A 21,952-nucleotide genomic window follows, 5' to 3' on the forward strand; every position below is an offset into this window, starting at 1 on the left:
CAGGTTACGTGACGGCCGTAGCGCGATTCGCGGCCAGAGTCCGCCCTGGGCCGGGCCGCCTGAAGGAAGAGAAGGGGGAACGTCATGCTGGGGTGGCCCTGGTTTCACCTCATCGTCGCGCCGCCGCGCGCGGGAATCGAGGAGGGAATGCGCGCGCGGCTGCTGCGCGTGGCCGAGCAGCTCGTCCGGGAGCAGGGATGGGAGGCGCTGACGCTGGCGGCCGTGGCCCGGAACGCGCACGTGGGACGCGGGACTCCGCGCTACCACTTCGGTGGCAAGCGTGGGCTGATGGACGCGCTCACGGCCGCGACTCGCCGTTGAGTCCTTCACAATCGGGGTGGACGCCGCGCCCGAGCCCGGGCATGACGGGGCCGCCCATGGGGTCAGGATGTCGCGAGGTGTTGCCCGCCTGCCCGAGGGGGACTCCGACAGAGGCCAGATGCGGGGTCTTCTCGCCTTCCGGAATACAGCGGGTGGGAGCGCCCACCGTTAAACTGAAACGAGAATTGTTCGGGTAGCTCGTGCGTTGTTCCGCGCGGGGTTGGGGTAGGTTGGTTTTTCGAGGCCTGGATGTGATGACAGAGGCCTCCTATCAGGCTAGAGGCAGTCCGGCACCTCAGGTTTTGGGGTGAAAGGCGGCCTTGAATGCCGCAAGACGAAAGAAGACGCATATGGCGACTGGTTCCGTGAAGTGGTTCAACGACGCGAAGGGCTTTGGCTTCATCGCGCAGGATAATGGCGGCCCTGACGTGTTCTGCCACCACACCGCCATCCAGGCGGACGGCTTCCGGACCCTGGCCGAGGGTCAAAAGGTTGAGTTCAACGTGGAGAAGGGGCCCAAGGGACTTCAGGCCTCGAACGTCCGCCCGATCGGCTGAGCGCGTCCGCTCCAGCACTCATGCCCGGTCTCCTTTTGAGTGAGGTCGGGCTTTTGCTTTCAGGAGGGAGGCGACATGCAAGGAAGGTCGACGAAGCGTCAGAAAGAGCAGGCGCGCAAGCAGCATCAGCAGGAAAAGGATGCCAAGCGCGAGCAGCGCAAGAAGGACAAGGGGGATAAGACGCCCCGCCAGCCTGGTGAAGTGGACCCGGACATCGCGGACATCATTCCCGGTCCGCAGCCGGTCGTGGAGTACTAGGTCCCCACCGTTGTCGGGCCCACCACGAAGCACCGTGGTGGGCCTTGTCGTATCCAGGGTGACGTCCTGGGTTCCCCGAAAGCTCACCGGTGGATAGTCGGGAACGTCGCCCGTCGACAGGGGCTTCGGGTCCGGGCTACGCGTCGTCCCCCATGCCACTTTCCGGGCATGTGGCGACGCAAGGGTCGCGACAGGGAGGATGCCTCGTATGGCGACGGGTACCGTGAAGTGGTTCAACGACGCGAAGGGCTTCGGGTTTCTCGCGCAGGATGACGGTGGCGCGGACGTGTTCTGCCACCACACCGCCATCCAGTCAGAGGGGCACCGCAGCTTGAGGGACGGGCAGAAGGTGGAGTTCGACGTGCAGAAGGGGCCCAAGGGACTTCAGGCCTCGAACGTCCGTCCACTCGACTGACCCAGGGCCTGTCCGCCCCACGGCGCTGCAATCGCGCGGGGAGCCGGAGCGTAACAAGGCGGTCATCCCTTCCGCCCCACCGCGCTCCCCATGCTGCGAATCTCCGCTGTCTCGAAGTCGTATCCCAACGGGGTTCGAGCCCTTCAGGGCGTCGACCTGACCATCGAACGAGGACTCTTCGGCCTGCTCGGGCCGAACGGCGCGGGCAAGTCCACGCTGATGCGCATCCTCGCCACGCTCCAGGAGCCTGACTCCGGGCAGGTGGTCTTCGACGGACTGGACGTGCTCGCCCAGCCGCAGGCGCACCGGCGGCACCTGGGCTACCTGCCCCAGGACTTCGGCGTGTACCCGGGCGTGTCAGCGGTGGAGCTGCTCAACCACCTGGGCCTGCTCAAGGGCCTGACGCGCGCGAAGGAGCGCCGGGAGCAGGTGGATGCGCTGCTGCACCTGACCAACCTCCATGCCCACCGCAAGAAGGCCGTGAGCGGCTTCTCCGGTGGCATGCGGCAGCGCTTCGGCATCGCCCAGGCGCTCCTGGGCAGCCCCCGGCTGCTCATCGTGGACGAGCCCACCGCGGGCCTGGACCCCGAGGAGCGCCAGCGCTTCCACAACCTGCTGGGTGAGGTGGGGGAGCACGTGGTGGTGCTGCTCTCCACGCACATCGTCGAGGACGTGCGCCAGCTGTGTCCGCGCATGGCCATCCTCTGCGACGGGCGGGTGCTGTGCGAGGGCGCGCCCGAGGCGCTGGTGGCCTCCCTGGAAGGGCGGGTGTGGCGCAAGACGGTGGAGAAGGGGACGGTGGAGCGCTACCGCGCCGCCTTCCCCGTTCTCTCCACGCAGCTGCAGGCGGGCCGTACGCGTGTGCACGTGCTCGCGGACTCCCGGCCGGAGGAGGGCTTCGAGCCGGTGGCGCCCGACCTCGAGGACGTCTACTTCTCCACGCTGTCCCACCGACGCGCGGCGTAGGGCAAGGACAAGGGCACCGCATGCTCCGGGGCATCCTCCACTTCGAGTGGCGCTACCAGACGCGCCAGGCCGTCTTCTTCGCCGCGTCCGCGTTCTTCCTCGGGCTGGGCGTCCTGTTCGTCTCCACCGGCTACGGCGGTGATGGCCTCCACGTGAACTCGCCGTACAGCGTGGCGCAGTCGCTGGGCCTGTTGTCGCTCACGTCGCTCTTCGTGCTGGGCATCTTCTGCGCGAACACCGTGCAGCGCGACGCCGAGCACCGGATGACGGAGCTGCTCTACACCACGTCCGTCACGCAGCGGGACTACCTGCTCGGCCGCTTCCTGGGGGCGCTCCTGGCGACGCTCGCGGTGTTCGCCGTGGCGGCGCTGGCGCTGATGGTGTCGCCGTTCCTGGTGGCGGTGGCGCCCGAGCGGCTGGGGCCCTTGAGTGTCGCGAGCTACCTGTGGGCGATGCTGGTGCTCGTGGTGCCCAACGTCGTGTTCGCCGCGTCGCTGCTGTTCGCCATCTCCGCGCTGTCGCGCAGCACGCTGGCCAGCTACGTCGGCGGCATCCTCGTGTATGCGCTCTACATCGTCGGCGCCATGTGGGCGGACTCGCCGCTGATGGCGGGCGCGACGCCGCAGACGCCGGAGGCCCTGGCGCGCGCGGCGCTGTTGGACCCCTTCGGCCTGTCCGCCTTCTTCGAGCAGACGCGCTACTGGACGGAAGCCGAGCGCAACACGCGGCTGCTCTCGCTTACGGGCAACCTGCTCTGGAACCGGCTCCTGTGGCTCGGCGTCGCCGCGTGCGTGCTGGCGGTGGTCCACTGGCGCTTCTCCTTCCGGAGCGCGGCGGTGAAGCCCCGACGCGACGAGCGCTCCCCGGAGCCCGTGTCCACGGCGGCTGGCGCGTACCGGCCCGTCGAGGTCGAGGCGTCAGCGGGTGGCTCGACGTGGGCGGTGCTGGGCTCCGCGACGCGGCTGGAGCTGCGGCACCTCTTGCGGAGCTGGCCCTTCCTGGCGTTGCTGGCGCTGTGGCTGTTCATGGTCGGCATGGAAATCGTGACGGGGGCGGGGCGGGGCGAGTACGGCACGCGCCGCATCCCGACGACGGGCCGGGTGCTGGAGAGCATCTGGACGCCGCTGACCCAGCTCGGCACCCTGGTGCTCATCTACTTCGGCGCGGAGCTGGCGTGGCGGGAGCGCATGGCGCGCTTCGACGCGCTCCTCGACGCCACGCCTGTCTCCAGCGTCGTCTTCGTCGTGTCCAAGCTCGCGGCGCTGGTGGCGCTGGTGGGCATCTTGACTGGGGCGCCCATGGTGCTGGGCGTGCTCTTCCAATGCGCGCGCGGCCACCAGCTCCTGGAGCCGGGGCTCTACCTGTCGCTGTTCTACTTCGCGGGCCTGCCGCTGGTGCTGTTCGCGGTGGCGGTGTTGTTCATCCAGACGGTGAGCCCGCATCGGTATGTGGGCATGGTGCTGTGCCTGCTGCTGGCCATCGTCGCGAGCCAGGGCGCGGGCTGGGGGCTGGAGCATCCGCTGACGCGCTTCGGCGCGGCGCCGGAGATGTCCCACTCGGACCTGAATGGCCATGGGCCGATGGCCGCGTCCTTCACCGCCTTCATGGTGTACTGGAGCGCCTTCGCCAGCCTGCTGGCCCTTCTCACGTGGGGCCTGTGGCGGCGCGGACTGGAGCCCCGGCTGGTGACTCGGCTCCAGGCGCTGCCGTCGCGGTGGGGGCGCGGGGGGCTGGCCGTCGCGGTGGCCTGTGGCGCGGTGCTGGTGGTCATGGGCGGGCTCATCCTCCACGACACCTACGGCCTGAATGGCTACGAGTCCCGCGACACCTTCTCCGCGTGGCAGGCTGACTACGAGCGCGCGTACAAAGTCCACGAGGCGCTTCCGCTCCCCAGCATCATCGCCGTGAAGTCCGCGGTGGACCTGTTCCCGGAGGAGGGGCGCTACCGCGTCACCGGGACGTACCGGCTGGAGAACCGGACGTTGTCGCCCATCGACACGCTGTGGGTCGCCGTGCCGAGGAGCGCGCGGCCCGTGTCGCTGGCGCTGCGCGGCGCGGAGCAGGTGGCCCATGACGAGCGCTTCGGCATGTACCGCTTCAAGCTGGGGACGCCGCTGCTTCCGGGCGACGTGTCGGAGCTGTCCTTCGATGTCACGCGCGAGGAGCGGGGCGTGAAGGCGGGGGACTTCGAGCTGTCGCTGGTGGAGAACGGCTCCTTCATCCGGCAGACGGAGGCGTTCCCCACGCTGGGCTACCGACGGACGTACGAGATGGGCAACCCGGCGCGGCGGAGGGAGTTCGGCCTGCCGGAGACTCCGAGGATTCCTCCGCTGGACGAGAGCGGCGCCCCTCCCGCGCCGTCGCCCCAGCTGTGGCACACCCTGGACGTCACGGTGTCCACGATGGAAGACCAGACGGCGATTGCGCCGGGGACGCTGCGCAAGGAGTGGCGCGAGGGAGGACGGCGCTACTTCCACTATGTAGTGGACCGGCCGATGACGCCGATGTTCGCCATCGTCTCCGCGCGCTATGCCGTGGAGAAGACGCGGCACCAGGGCGTCGACGTGGAGGTGTATTACCACCCCGCGCACCCCTACAACGTGAAGGCCATCCTGACGGCGATGACGCGCTCGCTCGACGACTTCGGCGCGCGCTTCCATCGCTATCCGGACACGCAGCTGCGCGTCGTGGAGATTCCCTCGTACTGGGGCTTCGGCGCGCTGGCGATGAGCCAGGTCATCTACTTCGTGGAGGACCGGGGCTTCCTCACCGACATGAAGGGGACGGACGCGGTGGACCTGGTGACGCGGCGCACGGCGCACGAGGTGGCGCACCAGTGGTGGGGCCACATGCTGGACCCGGCCACCGTGGAAGGCGCGACGATGCTGGTGGAGTCGCTGACCAAGTACTCCGAGCAGCGGGTGCTGGCGGGGCTGCACGGAGAGCGCTCGCTCTTGCCCGTGTTGGCGTTCGACCGGGACCGCTACCTCGTGGGGCGCGCGGAGGAGCTGGAGCGGGAGCCACCGCTCTACAAGGGCGCGGGCCAGTCGTACCTCTACTACGGCAAGGGCGCGCTGGTGATGAACGCGCTGCGGGACTTGCTGGGCGAGGCGAAGCTGGACGCGGCGCTTCGCCACCTGCTGCACGCGCAGTCGCGTGAGAACTCGCTGACGACGTTGGACCTGCTGGACGCGCTGCACGCGGAGGCGTCCGCCGAGCAGGAGGTCCTCGTCGACCAGTGGCTCAAGGAAGTCGTCTTGTATGACCTGAAGGTGGAGTCCGCCACGGTGGAGGCACAGGCGGATGGACGCTTCCGGGTGACGGCCCGGGTGGCGACGTCCAAGCAGTCGCGCCGTGGGAGCGAGGACGTTCCCCTGCCCATGGACGAAGCCCTGGACGTCGCCGTCTACGCCGAGTCCCCGCGAGATGGCTCCGAGGAGGACGCCCCGCTGCACGTCGAGCGGCTGCGCTTCCAGGGGATGTCCTCGGAGGTGTCCTTCGTGGTGGACCAGCGCCCGACGTACGTCGGGGTCGACCCGTTCTTCCTGCGAATCGAACGAGAGCGCGGCGACAACTTCCGCAAGCTGGACGCGCGGCGGGAGGCGTCTGCGTCGCGTTAGTCGAGCACGGTCCGCTCGCCCGGGGTGAGCCACTTCACCCGGGCGTCCAGGCCCGCCTCGGCGAACACCTGACGCGCCTGCTCGGGCTTCTGCCGGAAGTGGCTCCAGCCGGAGTAGTGCACGGGGATGATGCGCGGGGCGTTCAGCGCGTTCGCCGCGATGACAGCCTCCTTCGCGTCGAAGGTGTAGCGAAGCGGGCCGGTGAGGGAGAAGCCCACGCTGCCCAGGTGCAGGAAGGCGGTGTGGATGCGGAACCGCCGGGCCACCTCCGCGACGCCGTCGAACCATACGGTGTCCCCGGAGATGTAGACGGGGCCGGGAAGCGCGTCTCCCTCCAGCACGAAGCCCACCACGTGGCCGACGATGGGCAGCGAGCCCGGAGGCCCATGTCGCGCGGGCGTCGCGGTGACACGCAGGTCTCCGATGCGCGTGGACTCGAAGGGCTTGAGGCCCGTGAGGCTCGGGTGCTGGAGCCTTCGCGCCGCCGCGTGCGTCGTCACCACCTGAGCCGCATGCGGGAGCAGCGCCCGGCCCGCGTCATCCAGGTTGTCCGCGTGCTGGTCATGGCTGATGAGCACCGCGTCCAGCTTCCCCAGCTTCTCCACGGGCAGCGCGGAGGTGTCCAGGCGGCGCGAGCTGGTGCCCCAGCCGAAGTTGTACTTGCGCCCCGGGGCGTCGAACACCGGGTCCGTGAGGATGCGGAGCGGCCCGATTTCGAGGAGCAGCGTCGCGGTGCTGATGTGGGTCGCGGCGAAGGGCATGGCCCATGATGCCTGAAACCCGCCTGCGACGACGACCGGAGCGGCGAGGATGCCGCTCCGGCCGACGTGACGTCACCTGGAACTCAGGCGACCTTCTTCTCGCGCAGCTCGCGCCGCAGAATCTTGCCGACGTTCGTCTTCGGCAGGTCCGTGCGGAACTCGATGTGCTTGGGGCGCTTGTAGCCGGTGAGCTGCTCACGGCAGAAGTCCATCAACTGGGCCTCCGTGAGCGACGGGTCCTTCTTCACCACGAAGAGCTTCACCACCTCGCCGGAGTGCTCGTCGGGGATGCCCACCGCCGCCACTTCCAGCACGCCGGGGTGCATGGCCACCACACCCTCGACCTCGTTCGGGTACACGTTGAAGCCGGACACCAGAATCATGTCCTTCTTGCGGTCGACGATTTTGGTGTGGCCGCGCTCGTCCATGATGCCGATGTCGCCGGAGCGGAAGAAGCCGTCGGCGAACATGACCTTCTCCGTCTCGTCCGGACGGTTCCAGTAGCCGGCCATGACCTGCGGCCCGCGGATACAGATTTCGCCCGACTCGCCCATCGGAACGTCGTTACCGTCCTCGTCGCGGATGGCGATTTCAGTGCCGGGGACCGGCAGGCCGATGGTGCCCGAGTACTCCGTGGCGATGGGCGTGTTGCTGGTGGCCACCGGAGACGTCTCCGACAGACCGTAGCCCTCGATGAGCGGCACGCGCGTGGCGGCGAACCACTTGTCCGCCACCGCCTTCTGCACCGCCATGCCTCCGCCGTTGGAGACCATCAGCTGGGAGAAGTCGAGCTTGCTGAAGTCCGGGTGGTTGACCAGCGCGTTGTAGAGCGTGTTCACCGCCGGGAGGATGTGGAACGGCTGCTCCGACAGCGTCTTGATGAACGCCGGGATGTCGCGCGGGTTGGGGATGAGCACGTTCATCGCGCCCATGCGCATGCCCATCAGGCCGCACACGGTGAGCGCGAAGATGTGGTACATCGGCAGCGCGCAGATGATGTTCGCCTGCTCGATGTTCCGGCCCTTCATCGCGGGCTGGAGCCACGCCTCCACCTGCAGCAGGTTGGCGATGACGTTGCGGTGCAGCAGCATCGCGCCCTTCGACACACCCGTCGTGCCACCCGTGTACTGCAGGAACGCGATGTCATCCCGCGTCGTGGTGGCGGGGGTGAGCGTGCGCGTGCCACCCTCGGCCAGCACCTGCTTGAAGCTGGTCGCCCGCGGAAGCTGGAACGCGGGCACCATCTTCTTGACCTTGCGCACCACGAAGTTGACCAGCGTGCCCTTGAAGCCGCCCAACAGGTCGCCCATCGTCGCGACGACGACGTGCCGCACCGGCGTCTTCTCCAGCACCGCCTGCAGGGTGACCGCGAAGTTCTCCAGGATGAAGATGGCCTGCGCTCCGCTGTCCTTGAGCTGGTACTCCAGCTCGCGCGGCGTGTAGAGCGGATTGATGTTCACCACGATGTAGCCGGCGCGCAGGATCGCGGCGATGCACACCGGATACTGCAACACGTTGGGCATCATGATGGCGACGGTGGCGCCCTTCTCCAGGCCCCGTGACTGGAGCCACGCGCCAACGCGCCGCGACAACGCGTCCAGCTCCCGGTACGTGATGAACTTGCCCATGCACTTGAAGGCGGGCCGGTCCGCGTACTTCGTGAAGGACTCTTCCAGCAGGTGCGTCAGCGTCGGGTACTGCCGGTCATCGATTTCCGCCGGAACTCCAGGCGGGTAGTGCTTCAACCAGGGCTTCTCCATCGGGCTCGCCTCCAAGGCGCGTGTCGTTGATGGGTTGGGGGACGCGGATGGTATCCCGATTGCGCACAAGTCCGACCCCTCGCGCGAAGGATGTTCGTTGTCTGCCTTTGCCGCGCTGCGGCATGGACGTGCGCGACGAGCGTCGTCAGGTGCCGAAGGCGCGCGTGACTTCTGCCTGGACGATGCGGTCCACGCGGTAGTGCCTGCGCTCGCCGCTGCTCACGTCGAGTGCGTCCAGGCGAGTCTCGTGCCGGTCCATCACCACCGAGACGATTCGCACCTCTCGCGTGGTTTCCAGGAAGTTGCCGTCGACGTAGGTGATGCGCAGGGGCTGCTGCTCGAACCAGGCGCGCTCAATCGCCGCTCGGACGGACGCCTTGCTCGGCAGCGACGGCACCCCGAGGAAGGACAGCTCCTTGAGCCTGTCGAGCAGCTCGCGCTGCGCGGACGTGGAGAGGGCCGCCCGCACCTTGTCCAGCGCCGACTCCAGCGTCCCAGTGAAGGGCAACAGCCGCATGTCGATGGCGAAGCGCCCCAGCGCCACCAGCAGCGCCGCCTCCCGCGCCGTGAAGTTCACCGGCGGTAGGCTGTAGCTGCGGTCCAACGCGTACCCGCCGCCCCGCCCGCGCTCCGCGGCCACTGGCAATGACGCGGCGCGCAATGTATCGAGGTCCCGGTAGATGGTGCGCACGGTGACGCCGAAGCGCTCCGCCAGGGTCTCCGCCGTCACGCCGGTGCGGCGGCCTCGGAGGTACTCAGCGAGGGCGAAGAGTCGCTCGGTGCGTTGCATGGGGGGTGTTAACTGACATACCGCTGACACCCGTGAGCGGCAAGCTGTGGGGCATGATGAGCGGCATGGTGGAGGACGAGTGGCTGTGGGGCTGGGACGCGACACCGGGCATCGTCTCGGTGTGGGCGGAGCCCGACGGCCGCGCCTTCGTCTGGCGGCGGATTCCTGGGACGGGGGAGCTGGTGCGCGAGGACGTGCGCTTCCGGCCCTGGCTGGTGCTCTCCCATCTGGAAGACCTGGACCACCTGGGCGCGCGGCTCCGGCCGGAGCGCGAGGGCTATGCGCCGGGCCGGGTGACGTTCCAGGAACTGTCGGGGCCGGGGGCGCTGCGCTTCCTCGTTCGCGGGGAGGATGGGCGGGCGCTGGCGGCGGACGTGCTGCAAGGCGCGTCGCGGCGGCTGGGGCGTGCGTACTCCAACCTGCGGGACCTGGGCTCGGGCACGGTGCTGTCGCTTCCGCCCGAGGAGCAGTACCTCACGGCCTCGGGGCGGACGTACTTCCGGGGGCTGGGCTTCGACGAGCTGCACCGGCTCCAGTTCGACCTGGAGACCACGGGGTTGGACCCGAGCAGGGACCGCATCTTCCTCATCGCGCTGCGCGGGCCGAAGGGCGAGACGGAGGTGCTGGAGGCCCACGGCCCGGGTGAGGCCGCGGAGGCGGACCTGCTGCGCCGCCTCGTCGAGCGGGTGCGGGTGCTGGACCCGGACGTCATCGAGAACCACAACCTGCACGGCTTCGACCTGCCCTTCGTCGCGCGGCGCGCGAAGCTGCTCAACGTGCCCGTGTCGCTGGGGCGCGCGGGAGGCCCTGGGCTGCGTCACCGGCCCTCGGCGCGAGGCTCGGCGCTGGGGCGAGGCGCTGAGCGCAACGCGGACTCGATGCGGCGCGCGCGCTACACGGTGCCCGGGCGCGAGTTCATCGACACGATGGACGCGGTGCTGCGGCACGACTTCTCCGCGCGCGACTTGCCGGGCCACGGGCTCAAGGCCGTCGCGCGGCACTTCGGCATCGCAGGCCCGGCGCGCGAGTACATCCCTGGCGCGCGGGTGCACGAGGTCTTCCAGACGGACCCGGAGCGCGTGCGGCGCTATGCGCGCGACGACGTGGGCGAAGCGGAGGGCCTGGCGCGGCTGTTGGGGGGCGCGGCCTTCGCGCTCGCGCGCATGGCGCCCCGCCGCTATGAGCGACTGGCGGACGCGGGCGCGGCCACCGGTGTGTTGGACCCATTGCTGGTCCGGGCGTACCTGCGCACGGGGGCGGCGCTCCCCGCGCACGAGGAGGGAGATGGCACGTCGCACAGCGGCGCGGCGCTCCACCTGTTCGCCACCGGAGTGGCCCGGCGCGTGGTGAAGGCCGACGTGGCCAGCCTCTATCCGTCGCTGATGCGCGAGTACCGCATCGGCCCGAAGCGGGACAGGCTGGGCGCGCTGCTGGCGATGGTGGACCGGCTGGTGGACCAGCGGCTCGCGGCGAAGCAGCGGGCGCGCGCTGCGGCGCCGGGCTCGTCCGAGCGACACGAGAACGAGGCGCTCTCCGCGGCGATGAAGCTCGTCGTGAACTCGGCCTATGGCTACCTGGGCGCCTCCGGGCTGACGCGCTTCTCGGACGTGCACGCGGCCAACGAGGTGACGAGGCGCGGGCGTGCGGTGCTGGCGCTGTTGTGTCGCGAGCTGGACCGCCGGGGTGTCACGTTGCTGGAGGCGGACACGGACGGCGTGTACTTCGCGGTGCCGGAGGACTGGCGCGAGGAGGATGAGCGCCGCGTGGTGTCGGAGGTCGCCGCGCTGCTGCCCCAGCGAGTCCAGCTCGAGTTCGACGGGCGCTACGCGGCCATGCTCTCGCACGAACCGAAGAACTACGCGCTCCAGTCCTTCGACGGGAAGTTGCATCTCCGGGGCGTAGCCTTCCGCTCCAGCCGCGCCGAGCCCTTCGGTGAGGCCTTCCTGCGCCGCGCGCTGCGGTGCCTGCTGGCCGGGGACGTGGCGGGAGTGCGGGAGGCGTACGTCTCCACGGTGATGGCGCTGCGCCGGCGTCAGGTGCCGACGATGGAGCTGACCGCGCACGTGCGGCTGACGAAGGACTCCGCGCAGTACGGCGCGTTACGCGAGCGTCGGCGCGAGTTGCCCTACGAGGCCATGCTCGCGGCTGGCAGGAAGACCTGGGCCTCTGGTGAGTACATCCGCGTCTACCGCGCGGTGGGGGGGCGGGCGGGGCTGTTGCCGGAGCCGGAGCCGGATGACATCGGCGGAGGGCCCGCGGACGCGGTGGAGGCGCCGCGTGACTACGACGTCGAATACTACGTGCGGCTCTTGAAGGAGACGTTCGCCGCGAGGCTGGAGCGGGGGCTGACGCCGCTCGACTTCTCCACGGTCTTCGACGACCCGGGCCAGCCGTCGCTCTTCACGCCGTCGCTCGCGGAATCGAAGCCCATCCTCACCGTGGTGGCGGAGCCGCCGGAGGACGAGGCGCCGGGGGACGAGGCGCCGGAGGCGGCGCGGGCGGACGAGTCACTTGAAGGTCCCCTGGGCCTGGGTGACGCCTGACGTTCGAGTGTGCCGCGCTGTTCAGAAGCCGGCCTCTCGATGCGCGGGGGCGTTGAATCCGTGAGGGCCGTGCTGCACAGCTGACGCGTCCGGAGGGCCAGGTCCACGTGGCTCCGGTGGGGGAATGGGATGCGGCCCGCATCGATGGTCGACGCACCAGCTCGCGGCATGTCGCTGATGCTCCTGACGGCGGGAGACCTGGCCGGTACCCTTGTCTTCGCGGTCGAGGGCGCGCTGACGGCGGCGCGGGCGGGGCTCGACGTCTTCGGTGTGCTGGTGCTCGCGTTCGCCACCGCGCTGGGAGGCGGGCTCGTGCGTGACGTGCTCCTCGGCGCGGTGCCACCGCTGGCGATTCGCGATTGGCGCTATGCGACGACCGCGTTCGGCGGCGGCGTGCTGGTGGTGCTGGTGAGCGGCCCCATGGGGCACGTCCCTCCCACGCTGTTGCTGGCGCTGGACGCGGCGGGGCTCGCCCTCTTCACGGTGACGGGCGCGAGCAAGGCGCTCTCCTTGGGCGCGCCCGCGCTGACGGCCTTGTTGCTGGGCGCGATGACGGGAGTCGGGGGAGGAACGATTCGAGACCTGCTGTTGGCGCGAGTCCCGCTGGTGCTGCGCGCGGATGTGTACGCGGTGGCGGCGCTCGTGGGGGCGGGTGTGCTGCTCGTGGCCAGGCGGGTGGGCGCGCCCGCCGTGCTCGCGGCGAGCCTGGGGGCCATGGCCTGCTTTGGCTTGCGGATGCTGGCGGTCCTCCAGCACTGGCGGCTGCCCTCCGTGCCGGGCCCCTGAGAGGGGTGCGGCATCAGGAGTGCCTCGTCGCCCGCTACACCCACGACGTGGAGAAGACGGCCGAAGGGTGGCGCGTCCAGAGGGCCCTCCTGGACCGCGTCCACTACCGGGGCAACCCGCTGGGCCTGGAGATGGTGAAGGGGAAGCGGCTGACGTAGGTCGCTACGTCCCGGACTGCTTCGGCTCGCAGATGTGGCAGAGCCGAAATGGTCGCTGAGCATCCCATCGCGCGGGGTAGTCCTCGCAGCGCTTCTCCGCCTTGGCGTCCAGCGCCCGCGCGACGTCCAGCAGCGTGCCGCCATTGGTTGCCTTCGTGTCGGCCAGTTCCTGGAAGTCGCGCTCCGTCGCGTACCAGAACACGCACAGGCCAGGGCCCTGCTTCACCAGGCCGTGGAGGTACTGCTCCCAGCCGAACCTCAGCGCGTCCTCGCCCGTCGTCGTGCGCAGCCCCGCGTTCATGAAGTTCATCAGCGGCCAGTTCGCGGACACGAGCCCACCGAAGTCGGCGTGCTCTCGCGTGAGCGTCGCTTGGATTCGGCTCCAGCCCTCGCGGTCCGCCAGCGGCATGAGCGCGCGCCAGGGTGCCTTGCCGGACCTGCGCTCCTGGAAGCTCTCCTCATAGGGCGCGATGGCCTTGTGCAGGTTGAACACGCCGACGCCGACCAGGACCGCCAGCGGCACGAGGCCCGCGTGAGCCGGGCTCCCCTGGCGTCGTGCCCACCGCGAGAGCGCCTGGGCCAGCAACACGGAGACCAGGACCAGCGTCGCGCACAGCACCAGCACAGCACCGTGCAGGTGGTACTTGATGAGGTAGTACTCCCGACTCGTCACGAACCCGAGGCAGAGGAGTTGCACCAGGCCGCTCACGGCGCCGAAGAGGCCCGCATACCGCGCCAGGCGTGTTCCGGTGTCGCCCAGGCCCAGCCCCATGAGCCTCGCCGCGAGCGGGAGCAGCAGCAGTCCCAAGGCCAGCACCCACTGTCCCCGCAGCATCGCGTGGAAGCGGGGGGCGACGATGCCTCCCGTCACCGGAATCAGCGGGAGCAGCTTCCAATAGGCGAAGAGGGCCGCGAGCCCCAATCCGACGGCCAGGACGCGCAGCGCAATCCGGGCGCGCCGTGCATGGAGCACGCCCGTGGACTCGACGCCCGCCAGCACCGCACTGACGAGGAGCACGTCGCCCAGGTTGAGCCCGTAGGTGTAGCGGTGGAGGACGACGGCGAACAGCAGGGCTCCGATGCGCGCAAGCCGCGAGGTGAAGAACCCGAAGAGCACCCACCCCAGCAGCGTGGGCACCAGACCGAACAGATGGGCGTAGAAGCCCTCGGCCTGATGGTAGTGGAGCACAGGGAAGAGGATGGACGTCGCCGCCAGCAGTCCCGCGAGAAACAGCCACGGCGCCGCGCGCGTGCCCGGCACTCCCGCTTCCTCCTGACGGTGGGTCATCGCCAGGAGCGCCGCGAGCATGCAGAGCGTCAGCAGGAAGGGGATGGCGTAGAACCCCGCCCGGAACGACTCGAAGGCGTTGAAGCCGAGGAAGACCTCCAGCCAGTGCGTGAAGGCGTAGAACGACACGAACCGCTGGTAGGCGTCCGGAGCGCTCTCGACGAACGCGCGCCGGAGCGCGACGTGATTGCCCGCGTCTCCACCACCCATGGACATGAAGCCGTCGAAGGCGGGGGTGTGGAGCATTTGGAAGGTCGCCACCATGAGGACCCCCAGCACCAACAGCGCAGGGAGGACTTGCCACCCGCGCCTCACCCGGAGCCCTCTCTCCAGCGAGGCAAGGACCACGCCACCCGCGAGCAGGGTGATCGCCAGCCCCAGGGATGCGGTGATGCCCAGGCCCAGCGCCGCGCGGAGGACACCGGACATCAGCAGCGCCATCGCGGGCACCAGCGTCAGCACCAGCCACGTAGCCGGGCCGGGGGACTCGGAGGGCGCGCCGGGGGTGTCGAGGCTGCTCAGCGCCCGGGTGAGCCGCTCGCGAAACGTCGCCATCCGCTCAGCCTCCCACCAGCGAGCGGACGCGCAGCCCCAGCAGCGCGGTGGTGACCTTGACCATGAACCGGATGCTCTTCAGTCCGCTCAAGCTGGAGACGCCCTGGGTGCGCGGTGTCATCTCCACCAGGACCTCCTCGATGCGCAGGCCGCGGAGGGCGAGCAGCGCGATGGACTCGGGCTCTGGATATTCGTCCGGCATCGCGCGCAGCAGTTCCTGCACGGCCCGCCGCGAGTAGACACGGAAGCCGGAGGTCGGGTCGCTCACTCGCGCCTGCCGGCCGTACAGCCCCAGCACGAGCGTGACGAGCATTCCTCCCGTGCGCCGCAGCGGGGTGGTGCTCCGCAGGGGATTGGACACCGCGTTGGCCGTGGGCTCTGGCGCCACGAAGCGTGAGCCGATGATGAGGTCCGCGCCCCGCTGACGGGCGAGCGCCACCAGCCGGGGAATCTCCTCGATGGGGTGCTGCCCGTCGGAGTCGCATTGAACGACATGGTCCGCGTCCAGGGTCCGCGCGAGCTTGAAGCCCGTCAAGAGCGCCCCGGCCACGCCGACGTTGGTGCTGTGGGTGACGTGGCCCTGAGGCGCGAGCGTGGCGAGCAGGCGGGGCGTGTCGTCCAGGGAGCCATCGTCCACCACGCAGAATGCGAAGCGCGCCTCACCGGTGCTCCGGGCCTCGAGCGCGGTGAGCCGGGGGAGCACCTCCGGCAGCGAGCCGGCCTCGTTGAAGCAGGGCAGGAGGACGAGCACCTTGCAGCCCTCGCCAGCGAGGTGCCGTGCGGCCTCCTTGGAAAACTGCTGGGCGGCGAAGCTGGTGGTGAGCTCGACAATCTGCCGGGAGAAGCGCCGGTTCTCCGCCTGCTGCTCCACCATCTGGAAGAACAGGAACATCATCATTCCGCCGAGCACGAAGTTGCTGACGAGCTCGATGCCCAGCACCCGGATGACGGGACGGAACAGGTCGGGATTGATGACGGTGGTCAGCAGGAACAGCGCCACTAACCACCAGATGAGCGAGTTCCTCGCGGGAAGCCGATGCCCGAACTGGGAGAAGAGGATGGTGAAGAATCCCGCGGTCAGCAGGATGACGAGAAAGGACATGCGCTCCCCGAGCCCTAGCTAGGTCCCTCCAGCCCGGCCCGGCAAGCGATTTCTGCCAGGTGAGAGAGGAGGGGGCTCGGACGCTGTCGGACGACCCGTTTCGCGGGCGCGGTCCGTATGGCGACCTGGAGCCACTTGTATCTGAGTGACCGTCTTCGCCGCCGAGGGCCTGTACGTGCATCGAGGAGCCGAGCCGAGCCTCCGTCCCTTCGAAGACGTTTCCGACGCGGACCCCGCTGTCGCGCCTCTGCTCCCGACACCCTGTCGGGACGCCCATGCTTTACTCCCGCCGTTCAGGCTGGCCTCCGCGGCCAAGGAGCAGGAACCGGTGAAGAAGCTCGTCAATGAGCCCAGGGCCGTCGTGAGGCAGATGCTGGAGGGATTCGTCGCGCTCGCTCCGGGGCAGGTGTTGCTCGACGACGAGACGGTGGTCATCCGCGCCGACACGCCGGCCGACCCTCGGCGGCGCAAGGTCTCCGTCATCTCCGGTGGCGGCAGCGGGCATGAGCCTGCGCACGCGGGCTACGTCGGCGCGGGCATGCTCGACGCGGCGGTGGCGGGTGACGTGTTCACCTCACCCAGCACGGACGCCGTGCTCGCCGCCATTCGCGCGGTGTCAGGCCCCTCGGGCTCGCTCCTCGTGGTGAAGAACTACACCGGTGACCGGCTCAACTTCGGCCTCGCCGCCGAGTTGGCCCGCGCGGAAGGCATCCCCGTGGAGGTCGTCGTGGTCGCCGATGACGTCGCCCTGCGCGACACCGTCGAGCCCGCGCGACGTCGCGGCATCGCTGGCACCGTCCTGGTCCACAAGGTGGCGGGCGCCGCGGCGGCGGCGGGCCTGTCCCTGAACGACGTGCTCCGTGAAGCGCAGGCGGCCTCGGCGGAGCTGGGCACCATGGGCGTCGCGCTCGGCCCGTGCACCGTGCCGGCGGCGGGCCGTCCCGGCTTCACCCTGGGCGACGATGAAATCGAGCTGGGCCTGGGCATCCATGGAGAGCAGGGCGTGAAGCGCGCCCCGCTCCAGTCCGCCGATGCCCTGGTGGAGTCGCTGCTCTCCACCATCCTGGAGGACCGGAGCTTCGGAGCCAGCACCCGCGTGGCCCTGCTCGTCAACGGACTGGGCGGCACGCCCCCCATGGAGCTGGCCATCGTCACGCGCCGCGCCCTCACGCTCCTTCGCGAGCGCGGCCTGCGTGTGGAGCGCGCGTGGACCGGGACGTTCCTCTCCGCGCTGGAGATGCCGGGCTGCTCGCTGTCCGTGCTGAAGCTGGATGACGCGCGCCTGGGCTGGCTCGACGCGAAGACCACCGCGCCCGCTTGGGGAGGAGAGGGCCGGCTCGCACCCGAGCGGCCCGCCCGGCCCGTCGCCGCCACGCCGCCCGCGCCTCTCACCCAGGAGCCTCGCCTGCCTGGAATGGAGCGCGTACGGGACGCGGCGCTCGCCGTCGCCACCGCCTTCGAGGCGAGTGAAGCCCGCCTCACCGAACTCGACAGCGCGGCGGGAGACGGGGACCTGGGCCTCAGTCTGTCGCGCGGCGCGGCGGCGATTCGTGCCCTGCCCGAGTCCTCGTGGACGAATCCCTCACGCGCGCTCACGGCCATCGGCGATGCCCTGAGGCGCGCCATCGGCGGGAGCTCCGGGCCGTTCTACGCCACCGCGCTGTTGCGCGCCGCGCGCCGGCTCTCCGAGGGCGCCACCGATGCTCCTGTCTGGGCGGACGCGTTCGTCCTCGCCGTCGACGCGGTGGCGCAGCTCGGCGGGGCTCGGCCTGGAGACCGCACCATGCTCGATGCGCTCAAGCCCGCCGCCGACGCCTTCGCGCGAGAGGTGCAGGCCGGAAGGCCGACCGCCGAAGCCTGGGCCGCGACGGTGCGCGAGGGAGAGCAGGGGGCGGAGGCCACCGCGCGCATGCAGCCTCGGCTCGGACGCGCCAGCTACCTGGGGAGCAGGGCGCTCGGGGTGCCCGATGCGGGCGCTGCCGCCGTCGTCGTCTGGCTGAAGGCGCTCACGCCCTTCATCGGATGAGCGACGGAGTGTTGCCCTTCGCCGGAGTCTGCTCCGGCGGGTTGCTGACGGGCCGGATGACCGCGCTGGGACGACGCGGCGGACGCCAGCCGAGCGACACCCGCAGATAGGGCGCCGGGCCCGTGGACTGGAGCATCCCCAGCTCCACCCGCTCCCGGTCCTTGTCGAGCAACGCATAGTCGTTCAGCAAGTCGAGCCCGATGGACGAGCTGACCCAGAGATTCCCGCTGCCCAGGCGCGCGTTCACCGTGGGGCCGAAGCGCAGCGCCGTCTCCCGGATGTAGTGCGGCTTGGGGCCCTGCTCGTCATACGGGATGCGGGAGCGGAAGACCTGCTGGTCGAACATGCCGGTGATGCCCAGCTCCAGTCCGTCGCCCAGCTTGTACAGCATGGCGAGTCGGGGCAGGCCCACCTCCAGGATGTACGGCCCCTTGCGGTACGCGAAGGCCAGCATGGGGACGACAGGCGTGGCGTCGAACGGATACAGCGCCACCAGGCCGAACGTCAGCCTCACGTCCGGGTCTCCACCAATCAGGTAGTTCGCCATGGCGAAGCCCACCCACGAGGTGTCCAACCCGAAGTCGAAGGAGCTCTTGAAGTCCGTGCGAGTGTTCGCCACCGCGCCCGTTATCAACATCCACCGGGGCGCGAGCGGACGAATCAGCGTGAGTCCGAGCTGGAAGCGATGGAACTGCCTGCCCAGCTCCTCCTCGGACACATTCGCCAGGGGGCCATGCTGCTCCAGCCCCATGAAGCGCGTCTCGTAGCCGAAGGAGGGTACGAGCACCGTGCGGCCCAGGAACACGGGCGGGAGGGGGATGCGCAGGTCCAGCTGCCTGCGCTCATCCAGCCTGCCGCCTTGTGAGCCAATCTCGGTGCCGCGCGCGAAGGTGACGCCAACGTAGGCCCGGTCCTCCGTCGTCTGTGCACTCGCGGCGAAGGCGAAGAGCAGCGCGCAGGCGAGGAGCGCTCCCTGGGCGGCCACGCCCCGAGCACTCACGCTCCCGAGAGTCGCAACCCACCGGACAGTCCTGGTCGATGCCACGCAGACCTCACACCGTTTTCCCGGCCGAGTCCCCAGTATACCCGGAGCCGGGCGGCCGAGGTCTCCCAGGGAGGTTCGTTCAGGACATTTCGCTCGTCAGCTCCCGGGTGGACTTCTAGCCTGCGAACATGACGCTCTTCGAAAAGTTGCTGCAGGAAGGCTCGCTTCACGACCAGGCTGGCTCGGCCGCCAGGCGGGCCGCGCTCAAGGCGAAGCTGTCGCCCTCCGCTGAAGTGAAGCAGGTGGCCAAGGACCTGACCATCTCCGAGGGCCAGGACCAGACCTTCGACGCGAAGAGCGTCACGGTGAACGGCAACCTCATCCTCGAGGACCAGGGTCGCCTGCTCGTCGCGGGAGACCTGGTGGTGGAGGGCAACATCATCCACGAGGGCTTCGACTACTCGCTGCTCTTCGTCGGAGGCTCGCTCAAGGCGCACAACCTGCTCGTCCACGGAGAGATTGTCGTGCTGGGGGACTTCTCCGTCCAGGGTGTGGCGTGGACCTACTACAACGACTACTCGTCCTACGCCGACACGTTGTCCGCCAGGCTCGTCGTCTCGGATGACCGCGATGACGCCATCGACAAGGTGCGCGCGGACCATCACCTCATCGGCCACTCCAGCGAGATTGGCCCCCAGCTGAGCAAGCTGCTCGCCAAGGGACTGGTCGATGAAGAGGGCGAGTGGTCCTACACCACGCTCGCGAAGAAGCTGAAGAAGAAGGAAGCGTTGCTGCTGCCGTGACGTGAGCGCTCCGACGTGTCCCGCAGCTCAATGACTTGCAGGAAAAACGCGAAAGCGTGCGCCATCCGGAGACCTCCCGTGTCCCGAGGGTAACCCCCTCGCCCTTCGTCCCCCCGGACGAGGGGCACCTCGAGGTCGTCCGATGCGCATCGCCATGGATTTCTCCAGGGCGCGGCTTGCCGCGTTCCTGTTAGCGCCCCTGCTCTCGATATCCTGCGCGGGAGGTGTTCCGGACGAGTCGCTTCCCGCCGAGGACGGAGCACCCGAGGCGGGCGTGCTCCCCTCGGCGCCGGGCGCGGACCTGGCTGTTGCCGTGGCGCCCTCGCTGGCGACGGTGCTCGTCGCGCCGGGCGCTTCGTGGCGCTACCTGGACACGGGCGTGGACCTGGGCACGGCGTGGACGGCGACGGGGTTCGCGGACGAGGCCTGGGCGGCGGGAGCCTCGCCGCTGGGCTACGCGGAGACGGACCTGGCCACGTCGGTCTCCTACGGCGCCAACGCCGCCAACAAGCACATCACCACGTACTTCCGGCACAGCTTCACCGTCGCGGACCCGGCGCGCGTCAGCGAGCTGCTGGTGCGGCTGCAGCGGGATGACGGAGCGATTGTCTATCTGAATGGCACGGAGGTCTTCCGTAGCAACCTGCCCTCGGGAGCGGTGGGCTACCGCACGCTGGCGCCCGCCACCATCGCGGTGCCCGCCGAGGAGCTGACGTGGGTGAGTCAGGGCATCGACGTGGCGGCGCTGCGCACGGGGACGAACGTCCTCGCGGTGGAGCTTCACCAGTCCGCGGCAAACACATCCGATGCGCGCTTCAACCTGGAGCTGAGCGCCGCGCTGGCGCCCGCGCCGACGCCCATCTCCGCGTGCTACCCGTTCGACATGCCCAAGACGGCGGCGCTGCGCGCGGCGTCGAAGAAGGTCTTCGGTTTCTATTACCCCATCTTCCCCATCTCCATCGACAACGCGCAGCCCGCGTCGGACTACTGGACGGGCTGGATGACGCCCGAGTCGCGCAATGGTGAGTACGCCAACATCGGCGGACTGATGCGGGACAGGCCATTGCCCAGAGCCCCCTGGGCCGACAGCGCGTGGCGGCAGCGTGACTTCGAGACGGAGGTGCGCCGCGCGATTGCCTCCGGCATGGATGGCTTCCTCTACGAGCACCCGTACCGCGTCTCGTCGGACACACGGAACAACCAGCTCACCGTCATGCTCGCTGCTGCGGCGGCGGTGGACCCGGAGTTCCGCATCGTCCTCAGCCCGGACTTCCCCACCGAGGCGACGGGCACCACGGACGGACTGGTGTCGATGATTGCCTCCGTGGCCAGCCACCCGTCCGTGCACAAGCTCGATGGCGCCATCGTCCTGGCCACCTTCAACCCCGAGCGCAAGTCCGTGGCCTGGTGGACGGAGTTGAAGACGCGACTCGCGGCGCAGGGCATCCAGGTCACCTACTGGCCGCTCCTCTCGTACACGGGCGACGTGACGAAGTACGCGGAGTGGAACAACCTGGTGACGGGCTTCTCCACCTGGGGCGAGCGCACCGCGCAGTCCGGGGAGAACATGCGCCGCTGGAGCGTGGAGTCGCACCGTCGCGGCAAGCTGTGGATGTCCCCTGTCGCGTTCGAGGACGTGCGCCACAAGCTCACGGACAGCGAGAACAGCAGCCGCGTGTACTGGGAGGCGCAGAACAGCCTGGCGTTCCGTACGCAGTTCGAGAAGGCGATGGAGGGCGACGCGGACTGGATTACGTTGCTCACGCTGACGGACTACGGCGAGTCGTGGATGACGGCGTCCCAGGAGCGCGGCTACGTCATCATGGATTGGATTGCGTACTACACGACCTGGTTCAAGACGGGGCAGCGACCCACCATCGTCCGCGACACGCTCTATTACACACACCGTCGGCACCGGACGGACGCGCCCTTCAACGCCGCGAAGCAGACGGCGCGCGCCATGAAGCTGCGGGGCGGGGTCGCCGCGTCCAACCAGGTGGAGCTGCTCGCCTTCCTGAAGGAGCCGGGCCGCCTGGTCATCACCCAGGGCGCCGACGTGCGCACGCTGGACGTGACGAGCGCGGGAGTAACGGCCTTTCATGCGCCGCTGGTGCCCGGTACCACGCCTGTCTTCGAGCTCCAGCGCGGCGGTGTCACCGTGCAGCGCCTGGAGAGCAAGACGCCCATCCTCGCGCAAACCGTCTACCAGGACTTCATGTATCACGCGGGCGGCGGGCGCTCCTGCACGCGTCCGTGAG

At 69.4% G+C, this 21,952-nt stretch carries 18 protein-coding genes; 12 read left to right on the plus strand and 6 right to left on the minus strand.

Annotated elements, in window-relative coordinates; genetic code table 11:
- Positions 1–84: 84 nt before the first annotated feature.
- The 6 genes from ACN469_RS34670 to ACN469_RS34695 all read left to right on the plus strand — a co-directional run bounded on the left by ACN469_RS34670 (position 85) and on the right by ACN469_RS34695 (position 6,137).
- A complete protein-coding gene (locus ACN469_RS34670; RefSeq protein ID WP_498775109.1) occupies positions 85–321 on the plus strand; it encodes a TetR/AcrR family transcriptional regulator in 237 nt (78 codons plus the stop codon).
- 350 nt (positions 322–671) lie between these two features.
- Positions 672–878 carry a cold-shock protein gene (locus ACN469_RS34675; RefSeq protein WP_498775111.1) on the plus strand — a complete coding sequence of 69 codons (207 nt, stop codon included), beginning with the start codon at positions 672–674 and terminating at the stop codon, positions 876–878.
- Positions 879–953: 75 nt separating this feature from the next.
- Complete coding sequence (locus ACN469_RS34680; protein ID WP_141643683.1) at positions 954–1,136, plus strand: hypothetical protein; 183 nt, start codon at positions 954–956, stop codon at positions 1,134–1,136.
- Positions 1,137–1,344: 208 nt separating this feature from the next.
- Entirely contained in the window at positions 1,345–1,551 is a 207-nt protein-coding gene (locus tag ACN469_RS34685) for a cold-shock protein (protein ID WP_498775113.1), read from the plus strand.
- Between the two features lie 90 nt (positions 1,552–1,641).
- Complete coding sequence (locus ACN469_RS34690; protein WP_498775115.1) at positions 1,642–2,517, plus strand: ABC transporter ATP-binding protein; 876 nt, start codon at positions 1,642–1,644, stop codon at positions 2,515–2,517.
- A 20-nt stretch (positions 2,518–2,537) separates the two neighbouring features.
- Entirely contained in the window at positions 2,538–6,137 is a 3,600-nt protein-coding gene (locus ACN469_RS34695) for a M1 family aminopeptidase (protein ID WP_498775117.1), read from the plus strand.
- On the opposite strand, the gene ACN469_RS34700 is transcribed toward ACN469_RS34695, so the two are convergent.
- The 3 genes from ACN469_RS34700 to ACN469_RS34710 all read right to left on the minus strand — a co-directional run bounded on the left by ACN469_RS34700 (position 6,134) and on the right by ACN469_RS34710 (position 9,448).
- Positions 6,134–6,898, minus strand: coding sequence for an MBL fold metallo-hydrolase (locus ACN469_RS34700; RefSeq protein WP_498775119.1), 765 nt, complete (start codon positions 6,896–6,898; stop codon positions 6,134–6,136). The two genes, ACN469_RS34695 and ACN469_RS34700, sit on opposite strands and share 4 nt — an antisense overlap.
- A gap of 83 nt (positions 6,899–6,981) precedes the next feature.
- Positions 6,982–8,658 (minus strand): long-chain-fatty-acid--CoA ligase, encoded by a 1,677-nt coding sequence (locus ACN469_RS34705; protein WP_498775121.1) that lies wholly within the window; start codon positions 8,656–8,658, stop codon positions 6,982–6,984.
- Positions 8,659–8,803: 145 nt separating this feature from the next.
- Positions 8,804–9,448: a helix-turn-helix transcriptional regulator gene (locus tag ACN469_RS34710; RefSeq protein ID WP_498775123.1), complete on the minus strand. Its 645-nt coding sequence runs from the start codon at positions 9,446–9,448 to the stop codon at positions 8,804–8,806.
- Between the two features lie 56 nt (positions 9,449–9,504).
- Here ACN469_RS34710 and ACN469_RS34715 point away from each other — a divergent pair, with 56 nt between their 5' ends.
- The 3 genes from ACN469_RS34715 to ACN469_RS34725 all read left to right on the plus strand — a co-directional run bounded on the left by ACN469_RS34715 (position 9,505) and on the right by ACN469_RS34725 (position 12,935).
- Positions 9,505–11,991 carry a DNA polymerase domain-containing protein gene (locus tag ACN469_RS34715; RefSeq protein ID WP_498775467.1) on the plus strand — a complete coding sequence of 829 codons (2,487 nt, stop codon included), beginning with the start codon at positions 9,505–9,507 and terminating at the stop codon, positions 11,989–11,991.
- A gap of 129 nt (positions 11,992–12,120) precedes the next feature.
- Positions 12,121–12,777 (plus strand): trimeric intracellular cation channel family protein, encoded by a 657-nt coding sequence (locus ACN469_RS34720; protein ID WP_498775125.1) that lies wholly within the window; start codon positions 12,121–12,123, stop codon positions 12,775–12,777.
- 5 nt (positions 12,778–12,782) lie between these two features.
- Complete coding sequence (locus ACN469_RS34725; protein ID WP_498775127.1) at positions 12,783–12,935, plus strand: hypothetical protein; 153 nt, start codon at positions 12,783–12,785, stop codon at positions 12,933–12,935.
- A 4-nt stretch (positions 12,936–12,939) separates the two neighbouring features.
- Here ACN469_RS34725 and ACN469_RS34730 read toward each other — a convergent pair whose 3' ends face one another.
- Together ACN469_RS34730 and ACN469_RS34735 are read right to left on the minus strand one after the other, a co-directional pair.
- Positions 12,940–14,778 (minus strand): hypothetical protein, encoded by a 1,839-nt coding sequence (locus ACN469_RS34730; protein WP_498775129.1) that lies wholly within the window; start codon positions 14,776–14,778, stop codon positions 12,940–12,942.
- Between the two features lie 4 nt (positions 14,779–14,782).
- Positions 14,783–15,880 (minus strand): DUF2304 family protein, encoded by a 1,098-nt coding sequence (locus tag ACN469_RS34735; RefSeq protein ID WP_498775131.1) that lies wholly within the window; start codon positions 15,878–15,880, stop codon positions 14,783–14,785.
- Positions 15,881–16,208: 328 nt separating this feature from the next.
- Here ACN469_RS34735 and ACN469_RS34740 point away from each other — a divergent pair, with 328 nt between their 5' ends.
- Entirely contained in the window at positions 16,209–17,906 is a 1,698-nt protein-coding gene (locus ACN469_RS34740; protein WP_498775133.1) for a dihydroxyacetone kinase family protein, read from the plus strand.
- Here ACN469_RS34740 and ACN469_RS34745 read toward each other — a convergent pair.
- Positions 17,896–18,891: a hypothetical protein gene (locus tag ACN469_RS34745; protein WP_498775135.1), complete on the minus strand. Its 996-nt coding sequence runs from the start codon at positions 18,889–18,891 to the stop codon at positions 17,896–17,898. The genes ACN469_RS34740 and ACN469_RS34745 overlap by 11 nt on opposite strands.
- 188 nt (positions 18,892–19,079) lie before the next feature.
- Here ACN469_RS34745 and ACN469_RS34750 point away from each other — a divergent pair, with 188 nt between their 5' ends.
- On the plus strand, positions 19,080–19,694 hold the full coding sequence (locus ACN469_RS34750; protein ID WP_498775137.1) for a hypothetical protein: 615 nt from the start codon (positions 19,080–19,082) through the stop codon (positions 19,692–19,694).
- Positions 19,695–19,836: 142 nt separating this feature from the next.
- Positions 19,837–21,951, plus strand: a complete 2,115-nt coding sequence (locus tag ACN469_RS34755; RefSeq protein ID WP_498775139.1) for an endo-1,3-alpha-glucanase family glycosylhydrolase — start codon at positions 19,837–19,839, stop codon at positions 21,949–21,951.
- Position 21,952: the final 1 nt, after the last annotated feature.

This window comes from Corallococcus terminator, from assembly GCF_049194865.1.
Lineage (GTDB): Bacteria > Myxococcota > Myxococcia > Myxococcales > Myxococcaceae > Myxococcus > Myxococcus terminator_A.

Bases quoted from the DNA above. Each gene is read 5' to 3' on its own strand.
- ACN469_RS34735 (WP_498775131.1), bottom strand. From the start codon at position 15,880: ATGTCCTTTCTCGTCATCCTGCTGACCGCGGGATTCTTCACCATCCTC.
- ACN469_RS34730 (WP_498775129.1), bottom strand. From the start codon at position 14,778: ATGGCGACGTTTCGCGAGCGGCTCACCCGGGCGCTGAGCAGCCTCGAC.
- ACN469_RS34670 (WP_498775109.1), top strand. From the start codon at position 85: ATGCTGGGGTGGCCCTGGTTTCACCTCATCGTCGCGCCGCCGCGCGCG.
- ACN469_RS34750 (WP_498775137.1), top strand. From the start codon at position 19,080: ATGACGCTCTTCGAAAAGTTGCTGCAGGAAGGCTCGCTTCACGACCAG.
- ACN469_RS34695 (WP_498775117.1), top strand. From the start codon at position 2,538: ATGCTCCGGGGCATCCTCCACTTCGAGTGGCGCTACCAGACGCGCCAG.
- ACN469_RS34705 (WP_498775121.1), bottom strand. From the start codon at position 8,658: ATGGAGAAGCCCTGGTTGAAGCACTACCCGCCTGGAGTTCCGGCGGAA.
- ACN469_RS34710 (WP_498775123.1), bottom strand. From the start codon at position 9,448: ATGCAACGCACCGAGCGACTCTTCGCCCTCGCTGAGTACCTCCGAGGC.
- ACN469_RS34720 (WP_498775125.1), top strand. From the start codon at position 12,121: ATGCGGCCCGCATCGATGGTCGACGCACCAGCTCGCGGCATGTCGCTG.
- ACN469_RS34755 (WP_498775139.1), top strand. From the start codon at position 19,837: ATGCGCATCGCCATGGATTTCTCCAGGGCGCGGCTTGCCGCGTTCCTG.
- ACN469_RS34675 (WP_498775111.1), top strand. From the start codon at position 672: ATGGCGACTGGTTCCGTGAAGTGGTTCAACGACGCGAAGGGCTTTGGC.
- ACN469_RS34680 (WP_141643683.1), top strand. From the start codon at position 954: ATGCAAGGAAGGTCGACGAAGCGTCAGAAAGAGCAGGCGCGCAAGCAG.
- ACN469_RS34700 (WP_498775119.1), bottom strand. From the start codon at position 6,898: ATGCCCTTCGCCGCGACCCACATCAGCACCGCGACGCTGCTCCTCGAA.
- ACN469_RS34685 (WP_498775113.1), top strand. From the start codon at position 1,345: ATGGCGACGGGTACCGTGAAGTGGTTCAACGACGCGAAGGGCTTCGGG.
- ACN469_RS34715 (WP_498775467.1), top strand. From the start codon at position 9,505: ATGAGCGGCATGGTGGAGGACGAGTGGCTGTGGGGCTGGGACGCGACA.
- ACN469_RS34690 (WP_498775115.1), top strand. From the start codon at position 1,642: ATGCTGCGAATCTCCGCTGTCTCGAAGTCGTATCCCAACGGGGTTCGA.